At 48.7% G+C, this 18563-nt stretch carries 17 protein-coding genes; 9 read left to right on the top strand and 8 right to left on the bottom strand.

Going from position 1 to position 18563, the window contains the following annotated elements; translation table 11 throughout:
- The first annotated feature begins 26 nt into the window (after positions 1-26).
- Positions 27-1196 carry a cell wall-binding repeat-containing protein gene (locus tag MKY48_RS13425; protein ID WP_339293506.1) on the top strand — a complete coding sequence of 390 codons (1170 nt, stop codon included), beginning with the start codon at positions 27-29 and terminating at the stop codon, positions 1194-1196.
- 288 nt (positions 1197-1484) lie between these two features.
- Here the strand turns inward: MKY48_RS13425 and qoxD are convergent, their stop codons facing one another.
- From qoxD to qoxA, 4 genes are all read right to left on the bottom strand, one after another.
- Positions 1485-1772 carry a cytochrome aa3 quinol oxidase subunit IV gene (gene qoxD / locus MKY48_RS13430; protein WP_098743425.1) on the bottom strand — a complete coding sequence of 96 codons (288 nt, stop codon included), beginning with the start codon at positions 1770-1772 and terminating at the stop codon, positions 1485-1487.
- Position 1773: 1 nt separating this feature from the next.
- Positions 1774-2370: a cytochrome aa3 quinol oxidase subunit III gene (gene qoxC / locus MKY48_RS13435; protein ID WP_076321252.1), complete on the bottom strand. Its 597-nt coding sequence runs from the start codon at positions 2368-2370 to the stop codon at positions 1774-1776.
- A complete protein-coding gene (gene qoxB, locus MKY48_RS13440) occupies positions 2367-4310 on the bottom strand; it encodes a cytochrome aa3 quinol oxidase subunit I (RefSeq protein WP_076321253.1) in 1944 nt (647 codons plus the stop codon). Before qoxB ends, qoxC begins: the two co-directional genes overlap by 4 nt.
- Before the next feature lie 63 nt (positions 4311-4373).
- Positions 4374-5378, bottom strand: a complete 1005-nt coding sequence (gene qoxA / locus MKY48_RS13445; protein WP_215154828.1) for a cytochrome aa3 quinol oxidase subunit II — start codon at positions 5376-5378, stop codon at positions 4374-4376.
- A gap of 476 nt (positions 5379-5854) precedes the next feature.
- Here qoxA and MKY48_RS13450 point away from each other — a divergent pair, with 476 nt between their 5' ends.
- The gene (locus MKY48_RS13450) at positions 5855-6373 is read left to right on the top strand and encodes a hypothetical protein (protein ID WP_339293136.1); all 519 of its coding nucleotides are present in this window, start codon (positions 5855-5857) and stop codon (positions 6371-6373) included.
- Here the strand turns inward: MKY48_RS13450 and MKY48_RS13455 are convergent.
- A complete protein-coding gene (locus MKY48_RS13455) occupies positions 6313-7764 on the bottom strand; it encodes a PLP-dependent aminotransferase family protein (protein WP_339293507.1) in 1452 nt (483 codons plus the stop codon). The genes MKY48_RS13450 and MKY48_RS13455 overlap by 61 nt on opposite strands.
- Positions 7765-7906: 142 nt before the next feature.
- Between MKY48_RS13455 and MKY48_RS13460 the strand changes: the two genes are divergently transcribed.
- From MKY48_RS13460 to MKY48_RS13470, 3 genes are all read left to right on the top strand, one after another.
- Positions 7907-8524 (top strand): LysE/ArgO family amino acid transporter, encoded by a 618-nt coding sequence (locus tag MKY48_RS13460; RefSeq protein ID WP_339293137.1) that lies wholly within the window; start codon positions 7907-7909, stop codon positions 8522-8524.
- A 109-nt stretch (positions 8525-8633) separates the two neighbouring features.
- Positions 8634-9482, top strand: a complete 849-nt coding sequence (locus tag MKY48_RS13465) for an N-acetyltransferase (protein ID WP_339293138.1) — start codon at positions 8634-8636, stop codon at positions 9480-9482.
- 77 nt (positions 9483-9559) lie between these two features.
- Positions 9560-10372 (top strand): TIM barrel protein, encoded by an 813-nt coding sequence (locus MKY48_RS13470; RefSeq protein ID WP_339293139.1) that lies wholly within the window; start codon positions 9560-9562, stop codon positions 10370-10372.
- A 722-nt stretch (positions 10373-11094) separates the two neighbouring features.
- On the opposite strand, the gene MKY48_RS13475 is transcribed toward MKY48_RS13470, so the two are convergent.
- Positions 11095-12939, bottom strand: a complete 1845-nt coding sequence (locus MKY48_RS13475; protein WP_339293140.1) for an ABC transporter ATP-binding protein — start codon at positions 12937-12939, stop codon at positions 11095-11097.
- Positions 12932-14668, bottom strand: coding sequence for an ABC transporter ATP-binding protein (locus MKY48_RS13480; protein ID WP_339293141.1), 1737 nt, complete (start codon positions 14666-14668; stop codon positions 12932-12934). Before MKY48_RS13480 ends, MKY48_RS13475 begins: the two co-directional genes overlap by 8 nt.
- Positions 14669-14854: 186 nt before the next feature.
- Here MKY48_RS13480 and MKY48_RS13485 point away from each other — a divergent pair, with 186 nt between their 5' ends.
- The 3 genes from MKY48_RS13485 to MKY48_RS13495 all read left to right on the top strand — a co-directional run bounded on the left by MKY48_RS13485 (position 14855) and on the right by MKY48_RS13495 (position 16639).
- Positions 14855-15757 carry a M15 family metallopeptidase gene (locus MKY48_RS13485; protein WP_339293142.1) on the top strand — a complete coding sequence of 301 codons (903 nt, stop codon included), beginning with the start codon at positions 14855-14857 and terminating at the stop codon, positions 15755-15757.
- Positions 15754-16296 (top strand): VanZ family protein, encoded by a 543-nt coding sequence (locus tag MKY48_RS13490; protein ID WP_339293143.1) that lies wholly within the window; start codon positions 15754-15756, stop codon positions 16294-16296. The genes MKY48_RS13485 and MKY48_RS13490 overlap by 4 nt, the downstream gene beginning before the upstream one ends.
- Before the next feature lie 100 nt (positions 16297-16396).
- Positions 16397-16639, top strand: a complete 243-nt coding sequence (locus tag MKY48_RS13495) for a hypothetical protein (RefSeq protein WP_339293144.1) — start codon at positions 16397-16399, stop codon at positions 16637-16639.
- Positions 16640-16700: 61 nt separating this feature from the next.
- Here MKY48_RS13495 and MKY48_RS13500 read toward each other — a convergent pair whose 3' ends face one another.
- The gene (locus MKY48_RS13500; protein WP_339293145.1) at positions 16701-17921 is read right to left on the bottom strand and encodes a sigma-70 family RNA polymerase sigma factor; all 1221 of its coding nucleotides are present in this window, start codon (positions 17919-17921) and stop codon (positions 16701-16703) included.
- Between the two features lie 221 nt (positions 17922-18142).
- Here MKY48_RS13500 and MKY48_RS13505 point away from each other — a divergent pair, with 221 nt between their 5' ends.
- Positions 18143-18544, top strand: a complete 402-nt coding sequence (locus MKY48_RS13505) for a hypothetical protein (protein WP_339293146.1) — start codon at positions 18143-18145, stop codon at positions 18542-18544.
- Positions 18545-18563: the final 19 nt, after the last annotated feature.

The following is an 18563-nucleotide window of genomic DNA, read 5'->3' on the forward strand; positions in this document are numbered from 1 at the left end:
GACAGGAGGAATATACGGTGAAAAAAATGATCGCCGGCTGGGCTCTTGCCCTGTTAACGGCAGGCATCCTCGCATGGAGTCAGACTCAAAGTCATTCCGAGCCCTCCATTCCCTCGGCTGTTCACAGCAAGGAGCTGCTGAAGGATGTTCCTGTACCTTGGTCCGCTACGAAGAACACCATTCGATTGAATACATCCGATCCAGTAAGTGCGGCTGTACTGACCTCCAAGACGCTGTGGCAGTCCACGAATGAGCATAGTCGTCCGCAGGCGGTGATTCTGGTGGAATTGGCTCAATGGTCCATTGCGGCTGTTAGCGTCGATCTGACCCAGCTTAGCGAAGGGCCTCTACTGTTTGTGGAAGAAGAGGGGATTCCCAAGGAGACACTGGAAGAGCTGAGACGGCTGAAGCCAAGGGGAGCGGAGCATAACAAGGGCATTGAGATTATTACTGTCGGCCCGATTTCGGATAGGGTGATGAAGGAGCTACATGGGCTTGAATATAAGACCGATCACATTGCTGCCGGGGAGCCAGCAGAAGCAGCAGCCGCTATTGATGAATACGCTGCTAAGGTATCCGGATCTGTACCCACCTCGGTTATTGTCGGATCGATGGATCGTCCGGATTATACGCTTCCTGCGGTAAGCTGGATTGCCCATATGCCGGAAACGATGCTGTATGTTCGCCAGAAGTATGTGCCTGAAGTGACGGCACAGGCGCTTCATAAGCGGAAAGGGAAAGCGAATATCTATATCATCGGTCCCGAAAAGGTGGTATCCCGGGCAGTCGAGGACGAGCTGCGGCAATATGGGAAGGTGACGCGGATATCCGGGGATGACCCGTTCGAGAATGCCTTACATTTTGCTCAGTTCAATGATCCCGTTACAGGCTTTGGTTGGGGCGTTCAATCGCCGGGTTACAGCCTCTCGTTCTCAACCACAGATTCGCCCGTATTGCCCATTGCAGCCGCTCCATTGTCCCATATGGGTAAGCATGCACCTTTATTGTTTACGGACCGCGACGGGGTGCCACGCTCCATTACGAAGTATGTAGACTCGATACGGCGTCAGAGCGGCACGTCCCCTAAGGAAGCTCCTTATAATCACGCCTGGATTATTGGAGACGAACAGACCCTGACTACGAAGCTCCAGAGTGAGATTGATGAAATTCTAGACATGGATGCAGGGCGTGACTAATGTCGTCCTCCAAGTCCATTGGCTGGTAAAGTTGATCTATCGTGTATTGAATGTAAAGAAACCGTTCCTTTCGTAAATGGTGGTAGCACATCCATTTTACCAAGAAACGGTTTCTTTCCGTATGTCTGAAGGATGGGAGGAACGATTCGTACACGAAGCGTCGTATAAAAGAAAGAGGGCATCCCGCTAGATCTAGGATCTTTTGGGATACCCTCTTTGATATTGGATGATAGGTTCAGCATGCGAACATTCATCGCCATATTTTAAATTCAAAGATATTCGCAGGGATTAAGCATACCAGCCCCATACGAAGATGAACAGCGTTCCGAAGATCGTGACAAGGCCAACGAACAGAGCGTAGGCAATGTTGATGTAAACGGATTTTTTGTCATCACTTTCCCCGACGTGCATGAACAGCATGAGCTGAACGGTTGCCTGCAGGATAGCGGTAACCAGCAGAACGGCCAATTTCGAAGCTGCCGGCATATCCAGCAGAACGACGAGTGCAACCGCTGAAAGGACGAGAGACGATATATAACCCGCTACATGCTTAATTGGAAATAGCTGTTTTAACATGTCACATCAGTCCTTTCAAGTATACAAAGCTGAAGATGAAGATCCACACAACGTCCAGGAAGTGCCAGTAGAGCGAGAAGATGAAGGACTTGTTGGCTGTGGAATGATCCAGTCCATGCTTTTTAATTTGAAGCAGAATGCCAGTTCCCCACAGGAGACCGAAGGTAACGTGAGCTCCGTGGGTGCCAAGCAATGTGAACAAGCTGGAGGAGAAGGCGCTGGTTGAGAGTGTTACTCCTTCATGCACATAGGTGAAGAATTCGAAGATCTCGATCCCAAGGAATCCTGCACCGAGCAGCAGGGTGATGACCATAAAGATCATCATCTGCTTTTTCAGTCCCAGACGCATCGCATGAACAGCCAAACCAATGGTGAAGCTACTCGTTAAGAGCAGGAACGTTTCAAGTAATACTGGTGTAATTTCAAAGATTTCTGCTCCGCTCGGACCACTGGCAAAGCGGTTCACGAGAACGAAGTAGACGGTAAACAAGGTTGCAAAGAGCGCAATTTCAGCTCCAAGGAACAGCCAGAAGCCAAATATACGATTACGGTTTTCCTCTGTTCCATATTCCAGCGGCTGAGTGGCATCTATTTTCATACCGTATCACCCCGCAGTTTCTGTTCGGTTTGAACAATCTCTTCAACCGGGATGTAGTATCCGTGATCACGGTCAAAGGACATGGTTGCCAAAATAATCAATACCGCAATACCGGCAACGATGGATGGAATCCACCAGCTGAATACCAGGAAGAAGCCAAGGAAGAAGAAGGCGATACCCAGTATAAATGGTTTTCCGGTGTTGCTTGGCATGTGAATCTTCGTGATTTTCTCATCCGAAAGCGGCTCGTTGTTTTTCTTCGAGAACCAGTGGGCGTCGCGGCCTTTGACTTTCGGCGTTACCGCAAAGTTGTATACAGGAACCGGACTTGGCGTAGACCATTCCAGTGCACGTGCATCCCATGGATCTCCTGTTTTGTCGCGCGGCTCGTAACGTGTACTCCAGTAGATGTTGTATACCAGAATGATGAATCCGATCGCCAGGCCAATTGCGCCGACCATCGACAGCATATTCAGCGGGCCAAAGCCGGTTTCAGCCGAATAGGTGTACGTACGACGGGTCATTCCCATAAGTCCCAGGAAGAACATCGGGAAGAACGTAACGTTAAATGAGATGGCAATGAACCAGAATGCGATTTTGCCAAGCTTTTCGTTCAGACGGAAGCCGAACACTTTAGGGAACCAGTAATGGAAACCGGCAATGACGGCGAATACGGCGCCTGGAATGAGCACATAGTGGAAGTGGGCAACCAGGAACATCGTATTGTGATACTGATAGTCGGCACTGGCCATCGCCAGCATGACGCCGGTAACGCCACCGATCGTGAAGATCGGAATAAAGGCAAGCGAGTAGAGCATCGGCGTCGTAAAACTGATTCGACCCTTTCGAAGCGTGAAGAGCCAGTTGAATATTTTGATTCCGGTCGGTACGGCAATCGCCATCGTCGTGATGGAGAAGAAGCCGTTAACCATAGCCCCTTGACCCATCGTATAGAAATGGTGGGCCCATACCAGGAAGGACAACCCGGAGATAATCACCATACTCAATACCATGGAGCTGTAACCGTACAAGTTTTTTCTGGAGAAAGTCGAGATGATCTCACTGAAAATACCGAAAGCTGGCAGAATGACAATGTATACCTCAGGGTGTCCCCATACCCAGAACAGGTTGGCCCATAGCATATCCATGCCGCCGTTGGCCATCGTGAAGAATTGCGAACCAAAGACGCGGTCGAACATCATAAGCAAGAGCGCAATCGTAAGTACAGGGAAAGCAAAGATAATAATGACGCAAGTGATCAATACAGACCACGTAAACATCGGCATGCGCATCAGGGTCATGCCCGGAGCACGCATCTTCAGAATCGTCACGATAAAGTTCAGACCTGTCAGCAAGGTACCAATCCCTGAAATCTGAAGCGCCAGCGAGTAGTAGTTATTGCCGACCGTCGGACTGAACTCGATACTGGCCAGCGGGAAATAGGCGGACCAGCCGGCATCCGGCGAGCCTCCGATAACGAAGGAAATGTTGAACAGCATCGCGCCGGCAAAGAACAGCCAGAAGCTGATTGCGTTCAGTTTAGGGAAAGCTACGTCACGGGCACCGATCTGAAGCGGAATGATGACGTTCATCAGACCGAAGATAAACGGCATCGCCATAAAGAGGATCATGATGACCCCGTGAGTCGTGAATACTTCATTATAATGCTGACCGTTCAGAAACTTCATGTCCGGCGCAGCGGTTTGCGCACGCATCATGATAGCGTCCACGCCTCCGCGGAACAGCATGATCAATGCACAGATGATGTACATGACCCCAATTCTTTTGTGATCCACGGTTGTGAGCCATTCCCGCCAGAGATAACCCCACTTCTTGTAAAAGGTTAAACCGAAGAGGATTGCAAGCGAGACGAGAACAATACTCACCATGGCACCGTAAATTAACGGATCACCGGTAACGAAAAATTCGTCCCATTTCATAAAGGCCTAGCTCCTTTCTAGATGTATGAAGTAGATCAGGTGAAGAACGTTTTCCTCACCGATTTAATGTCCTTCATGTTGATGATTTGGACTTTCTTCAGCCGGGGAGTCCGGCAGCGGTTCGTTTGGATCCACGTTCGTTTCGCTGTCAAATTCCGTTTCTTCCGTTGTTGCAGGGTCCGGGTGGACCTCTTTATGGTTCTGATGCTCCTCATTGCCGTTGACATCACCGCCATGGTGATGGTCTTCGGATGGCGGCGGGCTGAATTCCAAATGCGTGTTGGAGAAGGTCATTCGTCCGACATGCGCGGTATCCAGAAGCTTCTTGAACTCATCTTCCTTCAGTTCAGGCGCGGTATCCTTTACATCCTGAACCCACTCATCGTACTCGGCAGAGGTCATGGCAAGGGCTTCGAACTCCATATGGGCAAAACCTTCGCCGTTGAAGTTCGCGTTACGGCCCATCATCGAACCTGGTACGTCGGCAACCATGTTCAGCTTGGTGATCATGTCGCTCATCGCATACTTCTGCCCGTGAAGCTGAGGGATCCAGAAGCTTGTGATCGGACCGAAAGAGTAGAGACGGAATTCGATCGGACGGTTGGTTGGAATGTTGACGTAATTGACGGTCTCAATTCCTTCTTCCGGATAGCTGAAGTGCCATTTCCAGTTCGAAGAGGAAGCGTAAATGACCAAAGGCTTTTGGTTTTCGTATCCTTCAGGAACGTTCTCGACGGCGACCGTCGTTTTGACGGTTACCACAGAGAGCACGGCAACGATCAGAATCGGAATGGCAGTCCACAGAATTTCCAGCCATTTGTTGCCCTCTTCATGAGGCGGTTCGTAACCTTCGTTGGATTTCTTGGCTCGATATTTTGTGAGCATGTAGATATAGAGCGCGTAAACAACCGCTAGTATTCCGACCATCATGAGAATGGAGAATATGATTGTATCGGATAGGGTTCTCGCAGCCGGTCCTTTCGGATCTAATACCGTGATCGAGCTGCAGCCCGATAAGAGCAAGGTAAAGCATAAAAACAATGCAAATAACGGCCCTCTTTTGTTCATGATGTACCCCTTTCCTTGAAACGTTCGTTCGATTCAATGTTACTAACACATCTATAGTAGAAAGTTCCGGTCGGCTTTGCAAAACACATAAATTTGTATAATTAACAGATAAACCCACATTCGTGTCAATGTATGTAATTTTATGTGTTCAATTTGTTACAAAAGGGGAGGGTTGTGAGCGAAATCATTGTAGTGGCGCGGTTCTGGGGCAGTTCATACTTTGTTCAAACATTCACGAGAGTTACCAGTTTCGTCACAATTCCGGGCCTGTTTTTCGCTGTATTTCCCTTCTGGGCTTGCCGAATAAATCCCAGTATTGATAAGGGTTTAAGCGTGTATGTATATTTTTTCACAATAATATCGATGCGATTTTTTTGTTTCCAGTTTACTTATTTCCCCAAAAGTACCGAAGAGGCTTGTGATAGGATATAACTAAAATTTGGAACGTTATTTTATACGGGGAGCCATGAGTTTACTTGAGTGGAAAGAGAGGGGACGATGTGCGGTCGTTCTGGATATGGTTTATATTTCTTGGTTTGAGCTGGATTTTTGCCTTCCTCCCTGTGATCCAACATGGCAATCCTGACCAATTGCCTTGGAGATTGGGGAGCAGCGCCATTTTCTTCACGGCCTTTTTTCTATCGCCGTTATACCACGCCAAGCCTGCAATGCTATTTGTCACACTGCTCGTTGCGTCTTTATTCTCCTTTACCATCGTCGCTTTATCGATGCTCTTGGTCGGCATATTGCAGTCACCTGAGCAATTTGGAACGTTGTTTCCGTCCATCATTCCAATCATGCCGCTCATTAGTGGGGTATATATGCCGCCAGGCACGATCACGAATCCGATTCTGCTTGGCATTGCGGAGGGTGGCACACTGACAATAGGAATGGGCCTTCCTGTGGATCAAAGTCCGGGGGAGGGCCCTTTTTCTTATGATACCGCATGGAGGCGGATAAGCTCCGCAAGCCGGATAAGCCCGCTCTCCAGCTGATCGTACGAGGCGTAAGCATAGGATAGGCGCAGATGCTGCTGGTCGTTACGATCATATATATTTCCCGGATTAAGCAGAATACTCTCCTTCAGCGCCTGCTCAAATAAAGGGCGAATGGAGAGGGGGTTCTTGATGCAAAGCCAAATATAGAACCCGCCTTGAGGGATATTCCAGCGTGCGATATCGTGGAAATATTGCTCCAATAACGCTAGGGTAAAGTCTCGGCGTCTCATCAGCTCTGCCCGGATCTGAGCGAGATGATTCTCATATAACCCACTGGAGAGCCATTCGGCGACGGCATGCTGGGAAAGGGAGCTGGAGCCGTAATCGGTTTGCATTTTGATATCGGACAGCCGGTCGATGACCGGCTCAGGCCCGACGATCCATTCGATGCGCAGCCCAGGACCCAGGGTCTTGGACATGCTGCCCATATAGAGCACTAGGCCTTGTTTATCCGAAGCTTTCAGAGGGAGGGGTGAGGGGGTGTCTAACCATAAATCCCCATACACGTCATCCTCGATTAAGGGCAGCCTTTCTTGACCACAAATCTGGAGCAGTTCTGCCCGCCTGTCGGAAGACATTAGCGTTCCGGTAGGGTTATGAAAGGCAGGGATGGTATACAGCAGAGCAGCCCTGTGTTGGCGCTTAAGTCTCCCGATGGCTTCCGTTCGGATCCCGTTCTCATCCATAGGGATGCCGTGCAAATGCATGCCGGCGGATTGAAACACATGGATCGAGTTCAGGTAAGAGGGATTCTCTACCAAAATGGAGGAACCGTGATGCAGCAGTCCAAGCGAGATCAGCTGTAAGCCTTGCAGCCCGCCGGAGACGATGAGTATGGAAGCAGGGGAGGCCATAATCCCTTTCTTTTTCAGATGATCGCTGATGATTTCCCTTAAGTATAGGCTCCCTTTCGGTTCCGAGTAGCCCAAGGTGAAGCGGCTGGACATCCTGCCGCTAAACGTCTCCCGCATTTGGTCAGCCGGAAGGAGATCAGGAGAGAGCTCGCCTGTTCCGAGACGGATCATGCTAGCATCGGCTTCCGCACGATTGATTTGCTGGATCATATGGATGTTGGGCTGATAGGAGCCGGATTTCACGTATTGATTCCAATCAGGCGGAGGTGTGGCAGCAAGTAAACTCCATGTATTGTTAATAATTACGGTCCCTTGTCCCACGCGGGATTCGATTAAACCGTCTGCGGCGAGCTCCCCGAGTGCATACACAATGGTGCTGCGGTTCACTTGAAATTTGGCAGCCAGATCTCGCTGCGTTGGAATTCGGGTTCCGACCGGCCATTCCCCGTTCATGATTCTGCGCTTGATATCATCATAGATTTGCTGATGAAGCGGCACATCGGAGTGCTTATTCAATTTCCAATCTTCAGCCATAGGTAGAGGTAAACCCGCTTTCATGTAGGAATATGCCTCAGTATAACTCATTGGTTGGGTCAAGCGCCAACCAATTGGTTGGAGACGCAAGCGAAAACCTCCTTTACAATGGTGAAAATATTCGCTGGAGGTTTGGTTTCATATGATAGGCGTCATCGTTCATGGATTCATTCTAGCTTTAGGTCTTATTCTTCCTTTGGGCGTGCAGAACGTGTTTGTATTTAATCAGGGAGCGGTACAACCCCGCTTCATCAAGGCACTGCCCGTCATGATTACCGCATCGCTATGTGATACGCTGCTGATCTCATTAGCGGTTCTGGGGGTATCCGTTGTTGTTCTGGAATATGAATGGATCCGAACCGTGCTGTTTTCATTGGGGATCTGTTTCCTGGTCTATATGGGAAGGGTAACCTGGAAGAGTAAACCTTCGGATCAAGCGCAAGAAGAGACTCGTTCGTTTACGCCGAAAAAGCAAATTGTATTTGCCATGTCTGTATCCTTGTTAAATCCGCATGCTGTTCTGGACACGATCGGGGTCATTGGCACAAGCTCGCTCCAATATACAGGGATCGACAAAGTGGTCTTTGCCGTTGTATGTATCGCAGTTTCGTGGTTGTGGTTCTTGGGTCTTGGAATAGCGGGCAGGACAGCGGGAAGGATGGATCCATCAGGGAAATGGTTGTCCACGTTGAACCGAATATCAGCGTTGATTATGTGGGGAACAGCGGGGTATCTGGGGGTTAGCCTGATTCTATCCTAGCCGAAACGGTATGTGTGATTTTTTTATTATAGAAGATAAATCCCTTTGCCCACTCCTCTTCCAACCTATATAATGGGCCTAATTCAAAAGGGTATGAGGAGGGGGACTTATGGAATACAGATTAATAAAGGCGGATCCCAAGATGTTCTCGAAATATTTTGCTACCTATTATAAGAATAATTGGTTTAGACCGAGCTGGGGTGATTTAACCAAGGTTCTAGCGGATTCGGACGACGGTTACTGGGTTGCCTTAGGTGAAGATAAAGTGGCGGGAGTTTATTTGTCTGACCATTCCATCGGACTTGTGTTTGGTATCCCCCCATATTCTATTACCACAAAGATGATTGATTACGTGAAGAGCTATACCTTAAAATCCTGGAATTTGACAGAGTCTCTGCATACTCATAATGTTCTGGTTGAGCAGGAGATCGCTTTTCGTGAAAATGGTTTCGTTCAGGTTGAATCCAGGCAATGCATGATGCGGCCTACCGAACAGCTGGAAACATCGATGGATCTCCATTATATGGATAGAAGACCCACAAAAGAAGATATGTCTAAGATTGTAGAGGTGTTTAGGGAAGCGTATGCAAATGGCCCGGATGAGCGGGAAGTCCAGGTTTATGCGGATGATGCGGCCCGATATTTTGACATAGTGGACCCCAAGCTGTTGGAAGCCTCTTCAGTAGTATATGACCGAACAACGGAAGAAATCGTCGGTGTATGTTTGATCTCTTTATGGGAGGGCCTGCCACTCGTTTATAGCATCGCAGTATTACCCGAACATCGAGGAATGAGGTTGGCGAGCGCGATGCTGGATAGGGCATTAACGGCCTTGGAGCCTGATTACCCTGTGCTGCGCCTCTTTGTAACGACGGGGAATCAAGCGGAGCAACTGTATAGGAAGAAAGGTTTTCTCTCCGGCGGGGAATATCATCATCTTAAATACACCATAGAGTAAGATATGCTGCGCAGGGTGTTTGGTAGTGTGATAAACGGAAGATCGTGCTTTGATCTATTCTCTAAGGGGGCATTCAGGTGAATATTTCGATTGGCGGCTATTCTTTTTATAATACGTTTCTGGATGGAAAAATGGATGTGTTCGGTTATTTGGAGACGGTGAAGTACCGGTACCGAATGGATGCGGTTGATTTGTGGAACGGTTTTTTCATCGATCGGAGCGATAGCGTATATAAGCTTGCTGATAAGAGTTACATCCGGAAAATCAGAGAGGCACTGGATGAGAAAGAGATGAGGGTGGTTAACTTTGCTGTGGATGGAGCGCACCTATGGGATCCAGACCCGGATATCCGGCAGAGGCTGTACGAGAACGCGCTGGTTCATCTGGATGCCGCTGAAATCCTGGGCGCCGAAACCGTGCGAATCGACACCGGCGGCAGTTATAAGGAATCGGAGCCGGTGACTTACGAACAATTCGAGTATACCGTTAAACGTTATCGGGAATATGCGGATCGTGCAGCGGATGGCGGTTATACCATTGGTCCGGAAAATCATATGGGCGCATCGCTGCTTCCGCGAGAAATGAAACGGCTTGCGGAGGAAGTCCAACATCCGGCTTTTGGTTTTCTCCTTCATCTTGGCAGATGGAAGGCAGATGAGGCTGAAGGTGATGAGATGGTTGCCCCATGGACGGTACATACTCATTTTGATGCAAAAACAGCAGTCCATCCCGAAGCGGAGGAGAAGGTACGGAGCCTGCTCGCAGGCGGATACAAGGGTTACTGGGGCGTCGAATACAATGCGCCGGGTAATCAATATGTGGAGATGGAAAGGATTATCGGTGCCGTCAAACGGATCGTGAGTAATGCCAGTCGAGTTGAGTTGGAATGATGAAATCGTGCGAGATGGTTGCTTTGTATTGCAATGGAAGTGCGTGCGTTTGAAGAGCGTTGGAAGGGCGTTTGTATTGCGTTTGAAAGGCATTTGAAAGGTTATATTGCATTGTATTGCATTTGCATTGCATTGTATTTGTATTGCGTAGTATTGTATTGTATTGTATTTGTTTTGCGTCGAATTGCATTTTATTATATTTGCATTTCTAACGGACTGAGCATCCGTTATTTAGTTAAAAAAGATGAGTTTAACTAGTTTAGCGGACATGAGATACGTTATTCGCCGTAAAAGTGTGATTATCGCCCTATGTTAACTGAAATAACGGATCTGGTGTCCGTTCGATTCGCGAAATGAGCAATTCTGAACGAAATAACGGACCTGGAGTCCGCTCGATTGGCGAATTCAGCGATTTTGATGGAAATGAAGGTGCTATTGTCCGCTCGATTCGCGAATCGAGTTATTTTGATCGAAATAAAGGCGATCAGGTCCGGTAGCGCCAAATGGGAAGAATAATCCGTGTTCGTCTTAGACTGATACTGATTCAGATATTGCTCTGTAGTTATAAGGGGAAGGAAGTTGTGTGGTACGCTGCGCTCAGTTCGCTGCGCTTTGTACGCAGATCATTTATCCTTATAGCAGAAAAACAAGAGAGCGGGTTCCATGGAACCCGCTCTCTTGTTTTTTGTCAGCGGCCTGTAAGAAAAATGTCGAAGGCCATCTTAACTGGTTAACTTAAACTGGCTGTTGTATAACTCGTAATAAAAGCCGCGTTTGGCCAGGAGTTCTTCGTGTGTGCCACGCTCCGCGATACCGCCTTGATTCATGACGAGAATCTGGTCAGCCTCGCGGATCGTGCTTAGACGATGAGCGATGACAAAGCTCGTTCGGCCCTGCATCAGGGTGCGCATGGCGGTTTGAATATGCATCTCCGTCCGCGTATCGATGCTGCTGGTAGCCTCGTCTAGAATCAGTATGACCGGATCGGCAAGCACCGCACGCGCGATCGTCAAGAGCTGCCGCTGGCCCTGGCTCAGGTTGCCTCCGCCCGAGAGAAGCTGCGTATCATAGCCTTCGGGCAGCTTCATGATGAAGTCATGCGCATTGGCAAGCTTGGCGGCAGTTTCGATCTCTTCGTCCGAGGCATCAAGCCGGCCGTAGCGGATGTTCTCTCGAATCGATGCCGAGAATACATAGGCATCCTGCAGTACGATTCCCAGCTTGCTCCGCAGATTGTCCTTATCCAACTGACGGATGTCGACCCCATCAATGGTGATGACGCCAGAATCGATTTCATAGAAACGGGTGAGCAGATTGATGATGGTGGTTTTGCCGGCACCTGTCGGACCGACGAGCGCAATGGTCTCGCCCGGCCGAGCGGTGAGTGATACATCCTTCAGAATCGGGACGCCCTCCTTATAACTGAAACAGACACGGTCAAATTGTACCTCGCCATACATGTCATCCGTTGTATTATCGTCTTGGTTGTCTTGGTACTCGGACTCGGTATCAATAATCTCAAAGACCCGTTCAGCACCCGCCACAGCAGATTGCACCAGGTTGAATTGATTCGCTAGATCGTTCAGCGGCCGTTGAAACTGCTTCGAGTAGTTTAGAAATGCAACGACAACACCCACGGTAGTATAATCCTTGAATGCCATATACCCGCCAACCGCCGCAATTAAAGCAAAGCTGACGTTATTCAGCACGTTCATAACCGGACCGACGGTACCCGAATAGATCTGAGCTTGAATGCTGGCATCGGTCAACTTCTTGTTCATGACATCAAACTGCGCAGCGGCATGCCGCTCCCGGCGATATACCTGTACAACCTTCTGACCGGAGACGGTTTCCTCGATAAAGCCATTAAGCTCCCCCAGCGTGCTCTGCTGCTTGGAGAAATGCTTCCTTGTTCGGCTTGCTACTGTCTTCGTAAACAGCATGACAAGCGGAATGGTCACCATACTGAGCAGCGTCAGCCATACGTTGAGGTACAGCATGATGGCAAGCGATCCAACCAGGGACAGCACGCTTGAGATTAGCTGGGTTACGCTCTGATTCAATGTCCCGGAGACGTTCTCGATATCGTTGGTCGTGCGGCTCATCAATTCGCCGTGCGTCTTGCTGTCGAAGAATCGCAGCGGAAGAATTTGAAGTCTTACAAAAATATCCCTCCGCATGGCCTGAATAGACAGCTGGGAGACCTTAACCATGACATGCTGTTGTAGCCATGCCGTGAGCGCGGTACCCGCGTAAACGGCAAGAAGCACCGCACACAACCCCATGAGTCCCTCGAAATCTCCTGGAATGATGTAATGATCCACCGCGTTTCCCAGCAGGAAAGGAGCCACCAGGGACAGAATCGTCGCGATGAGCGTGAATAAGAAAACAGCGATCATACCGCCCTTAAATGGACGAATGTAACCCCAGATCCGGCGAAGCGTTGCCATCGTATTTTTGGGCTTCGCCTTGGCCATCGTCATTCCACGCATGGGGTTACCGCCGCGCATGCTAAAGTCCGGAGCGTCCGCATGGCCTTGCTTGGTTTCCTGATCCGCTTTAACCATGGGAAGACACCTCCTTACCGAATTGCGATTGATAAATATCCTGGTATAACTCACAGGAAGCAAGCAGCTCGCTGTGCGTACCCTCCGCTACCAATTTTCCATCATCCAGCACCAGTATAAGATCGGCATCGATCACGGAAGAGATCCGCTGGGCAATCATGAGGCAGGTACGACCGTTCATCAGCTGGGCTAACTCTTTCTGAAGCCTGGACTCCGTCCCCATATCGATGGCGCTTGTGCTGTCGTCAAGAATAAGAATGGCGGGGCGAAGCAATAATGCCCGTGCAATGGAGATCCGCTGCTTCTGGCCGCCGGAGAGGTTCACGCCTCTTTGTCCAAGCACGGTATCGTACCCTTCCGGCATGGACGAAATGAATTCATGCGCCTGCGCAGCCTTAGCTGCTGCCATCACTTCTTCATCGGAAGCATCCGCTTTCCCGTAGCGGATATTGTCCCGGATCGTGCCTGTGAAGAGGATGGATTCTTGAAGGACGATGCCAATGCGTTCGCGTAACGCCGATAAGTCGATCTGTCGCACATCGGTCCCATCGATGAATATCCGCCCGGATGTTACATCATACAGGCGGGGGAGCAGGGATACCAGCGAGGTTTTTCCCGAACCGGTTGCTCCCATAATTGCGACGGTCTGCCCTGGCTGAACCTTGAAACTGATATTATGTAAAACGGGCTTCTGTATTTCCGGTTTATAGGAAAAAGTCACCTGGTCAAATACGATTTCTCCCTGCTTGCATACATTCGTCGTCGGCTGAGCAACGTTTACAATCTCGGATTCCGTATGCATGACTTCTTGGATACGATCAGCGGAAACCTTAGCTGTAGAGATTCGGACCAGCATCATCGCGACGGAGGATACGGAGAATAGCACCTGCGTCACATAGTTGATAAAGGCTACCAGGCTTCCCACCTCGAAAGAGCCATCGATCGCGTTCTTCCCGCCAAGCCATAGGACAACCACGATACTGATGTTCAGTATCATGGTGAGGATGGGCATATTGAGCGCAACGATCCGTTGTGTTTTAACCGAAACTTGCGTGAAGTCGGTATTCGCTTGATGGAATCGATCCTTCTCATACCCGGCTCGCACGAATGCTTTGGATACCCGGATGCCAGCGAAATTCTCCTTCAGGACCGTATTCACCTTATCGAGTTTCTTCTGAACGGTGGCGAATAAGGGGAGGGTGGCGCGGATCAGGAAGAACATCACAACGAACAACAATGGAACGGCAATGGCCAGAATGATGGCAAGCTTGGGGCTAATGATCACCGCCATAATAATGCTTCCAATCGCGAGAAACGGAGACCGAACGAAGATGCGCAGCAGCATCTGGACCATGGTCTGAAGCTGAACGATGTCGCTCGTCAGCCGGGTGATAAGTGAACCGGTCGAGATGTCGTCCAGATTACGGAACGAGAGGGTTTGAACCTTGCGGAACAAATCCCGGCGCAGGTCGGCACCGAAACGCTGCGAGGCAACGGAAGAATAGATCGTACATCCGAGACCTCCAAGCAGCCCGATGGCAGCCGCACCCAGCATGATAAGACCTGTATGGAGAATGTGTGAAGTATCGTTCTGCATGACACCTTGATCAATAATGCTGGCCATGAGAATGGGCTGAAACAAATCCATGGCGACCTCCAGCAGCATGAGCAGCGGCGCAAGCAGGGCCGCAGCCCAGTGGGGACGTAAATAACGAAATAATTTGAGCAAGAATAATGGCACCTTCTTTATTCTTTTTAGTCTAAATACCAAGTTAAGCCATAGGCTTCAACCTTGTCAAAGGGAAAAGGGATAAGCGCAACTTTCATCTCTTAAGAAAAACTTTATCTTTTCCCTACTTTTCCTTAAACTCTATTTATTAATCTGGATAAACCAAGCTAGAGGGAGTTGTTGAAGTTGAAAAAGGGTTTGATCATGCTCGTTATATTTTTGTTAGTCGGATGCGAGTCGATAATGACGGAGACGCCTAACGTGAATGATAGGGTAGAGAGTAGAGATGGACAGGAATCAAAAGCGGGTTCCGACACGCAATCGAATCCTCCATCAGCTGTGCAAACGATCCGTGTAACAGATGAACAAGTGACACGTGGAAATTTGGTCCTGGTCAACAAGGATCATCCGCTTGATCAGGGAGCGGTGCCGAAGGATATCGTAACATTGTTTGAGAATAAAGACTTAATGCATGGTTATGTGGTTCTGGACAACACAATCCGGTTATCGCGCAGTGTGGCAGAGAAATTCGGTGATATGGTTGAAGCCGCCGGAGAAGACGGAGTCAATCGCTTCATGATCAGCAGCGGGTATCGGGATGAGGGCGAGCAAGAACAGCTTTATCGTGAAAAAGGTTCCGATTACGCCTTGCCTCCAGGCTACAGCGAACATAATCTCGGGCTCTCGATGGACATCGGATCGACACAGCAGTCGATTGATCGATCGCCCGAAGGGAAGTGGCTGAAGGAGCATGCATGGGCGCACGGTTTCATTCTGCGATATCCTGAGGACAAAACAGAGATTACAGGCATTCAGTATGAACCGTGGCATTTTCGTTATGTTGGGCAGCCGCACAGCATGATCATGAAGGAACTGAATCTTACATTGGAGGAATATTTGGATTACCTGAAGGAACAATCCAGCTATAGAACAACCGTAGATGGGAAGGAATACGAAATAGAGTATGTACCCGTGACGTCCAAAGACATGGAGATTGAGATACCGGCGGGAAGCGAGTATGAGATATCTGGAAACAATATCGACGGAATCATTGTGACGGTACTGCTAAACAAGGATGATGAGGAATGAAATTATCGTATAAATGGATGCTTGTATTACTATATGCGCTGTATCTCTATGTCTTACTCAAGGTGATTTTATTCAAGTTCGGTTCCGTAGATATATCAGTTCTGTGGCAGCAGCTGCATCGAGCCACCGAGCTCCCGGATTATGTACAAAATCGATTGCAATTTGCCAATTTCACACCCTTTGAATCCATTCGTATGAATATCAAGCACCTTTCGAGTACGCATGACGTGGTCAATCTCTTTGGCAATATCGCCATATTCATGCCCAATGGCCTATTCGTCGGTCTTATGCTTAGGAACAAGTTCCTCGGATTCATTGGCTCCTTCACGACATCCCTGGGGTTGAGCCTGGGACTGGAATGCTCCCAGCTCTTTTTTTCAATGGGAAGTTTTGATGTGGATGATTTAATCCTGAATACGGCCGGTGGTGTGCTTGGGTACGGCATGTTTCTTGTGCTTAAACTCACCTTAGCGGGAACAACTCTTCCTACTGATGAGAGAAGAGGAAGAACGGATAAGCCTTTAACTGGGAACGAATAAGTAAGCAATCACGCGACCCGGCCGGAACTCGACCCGTTCTGTAAAATGCCCGGTTTTAAGACATCCGCTGTCCGGATACGGTCTCTGAAGTGACACGTGATTGGGAGTAGTAGGAAAAGGTCGTGGTTTAGAGAGCTGGGAGCCATGGTATCATGCGGTTGGTGACGTTTCCGAAGCTCGCCAAGGAGTGGTGGAACAAAAGAATAAGTATGTTTTGACGGTTGGCCGCTGTGAGGCTGCTAATAACCCCCTTAGACAGATGTGGCATGGAAGATCTAATATGTACCTGGATAACCCGCAGACAAAGGTGATTTCCCATGTCGTGCTGGGCCGGTATGGATAACGAGAATGGCAAACGTATGGAGATAGTGGAAAACCCGGTCCTGGACCGGGTTTCTTTTGACCTAAACAAGCTGATCTTGGAGGGCTTTCGCCCACTGTTCATGAAGCTTTTCTTCGGAAAGATGGAAAATGTCGTGATAACCATCCGGGTTGCGGATGATTTGATTTAATGGACCTAGCCCATATTTTTTAATGATGAACTCAACCATCAGATAGGAGAACTGAAATCCCGTTTTGCCGAAATCCCAGGAATCATCATTGAGATCCTCGAAGCTTGGAATTGCATGATTGCTGATGGCTGCCGAAGTCGTGCTTCGAATGAAATCTTCGGACATTTGCTGCGCTTCGTACCCGCCAATGCCCTGCCGGATCCATTTGGGGGCAAGGGGGTTGATGTCGCTGATCAACCACATGGTATACAAGTGCAGCGTGGACCGGAGGATCGATTGATACGTATGCTCGGGACCCGGGTTTAAGGGTGAGACGATTTTTAACGTGTTGTTCTCGAACGTGCCCATGAACCAATCAGGTGCATCCGATTCTCCAGCGGCTTGATGGAATGTAGGCAGATCGGGATAGATTTCAATGACGATTTTGCGTGAAGGCTGATGATTATATTTCGCTGCAATCTGTTCTACATTGTTCTTTAGTTCTTGAAACAGGTCCTGATGCACGTTGCTCTGATGATGACTTGCATCACTTTTGCTTTCAAAGGATATCAAATCTAGAATTGACATAATGGTGATGTCACCCCATTCTTTTAATTCTTTCTTTAGCTTCTCTAAGGATCGGTACAATCGATTTTTCACCGCACTCTCGCGCATGCCCACGATCCTGGATATTTCCGACAGCGTACAATCCACGAAGAATCGTAAGGATATAATCTGCTGATCAAGCTCACTCAGCTGCTTAAGTGCCGCGCTAATATCGATTCGAATATCAACATATCTGGCAAAATCAAGGGAGATGGACTGTGATTCATAACTTGTAAAGTCATAAGGCATCTCATGTTTACGTGATATACTTCGATATTCATTTTTAACCGTGTTCTGGGCGATCTTGAAGATCCAGGTGAACAGACTGGAGTTCCCGTTAAACTTATCGAGGTTCTCCATGGCCCTTAAGAACACTTGTTGTGTTAAGTCATCTGCAGCCATCGGATTCACTTTCAGTGCGAGATAATGGCGAATCCTCGGGCGGTATTCATCATACATATCTTCAAATGTGCGTTTGGTTCCCTGGTTATCCGGATAAACAGGGAGATTGTCTTGAGCTCTTGACACGGATAAGAACCTCCTCTTGACCTTACAATTCATTAGACACCGGAGAGAGTCAAAAAGCCACATTTGGCGGAAATAATTTTTGCTCATTTTTTTATGTTGACGGGCTGGTAAATCTAGGTTGTTGACGCATTTGTATCAATCATCCTATAAAGGCACAAGAATGAAAGACGGCTCTGCATATGATGTCATCATGATGAATAGGGAAGCGAGGTGATCCTAATATGCCATCGAAACGCGCAAGGAAGTCCAGAGCTGTTTCGAAGTCGAGTCCTCCCCAGCATTGGGTAGGTCAACCGGTCGTGGTCGTTCTGAAGGACGGCAGCTACTATATCGGAGAACTAAATCAGATCCAAGGCCAGGAAGTGACGCTATCAGGACTTCGTGCTAACCAAAAAATGTCGGCTTCGATTGCACGGAGCGGGGATAAAACACAGATTTCCGGATTTTTAAGCGGCTTGTTTGGAGGTCCTCCAAACGCTCCGGCAGTCGAAGGGGCTGAGCGAGGAGAAGGAGTCGCGGCTGTTGGCGGATTGGGCTTCTTGGGACAAATCGTGCCTCACATTACACTGGGCATGAATGTGATAAAAGCCATTATGCCATTAATGGGAATGTTAAAAATTTAACGTTACAAAAGCGTCAGGC

The sequence above is a fragment of the Paenibacillus sp. FSL W8-0187 genome (assembly GCF_037969755.1).
Taxonomy (GTDB): Bacteria; Bacillota; Bacilli; order Paenibacillales; family Paenibacillaceae; genus Paenibacillus_AQ.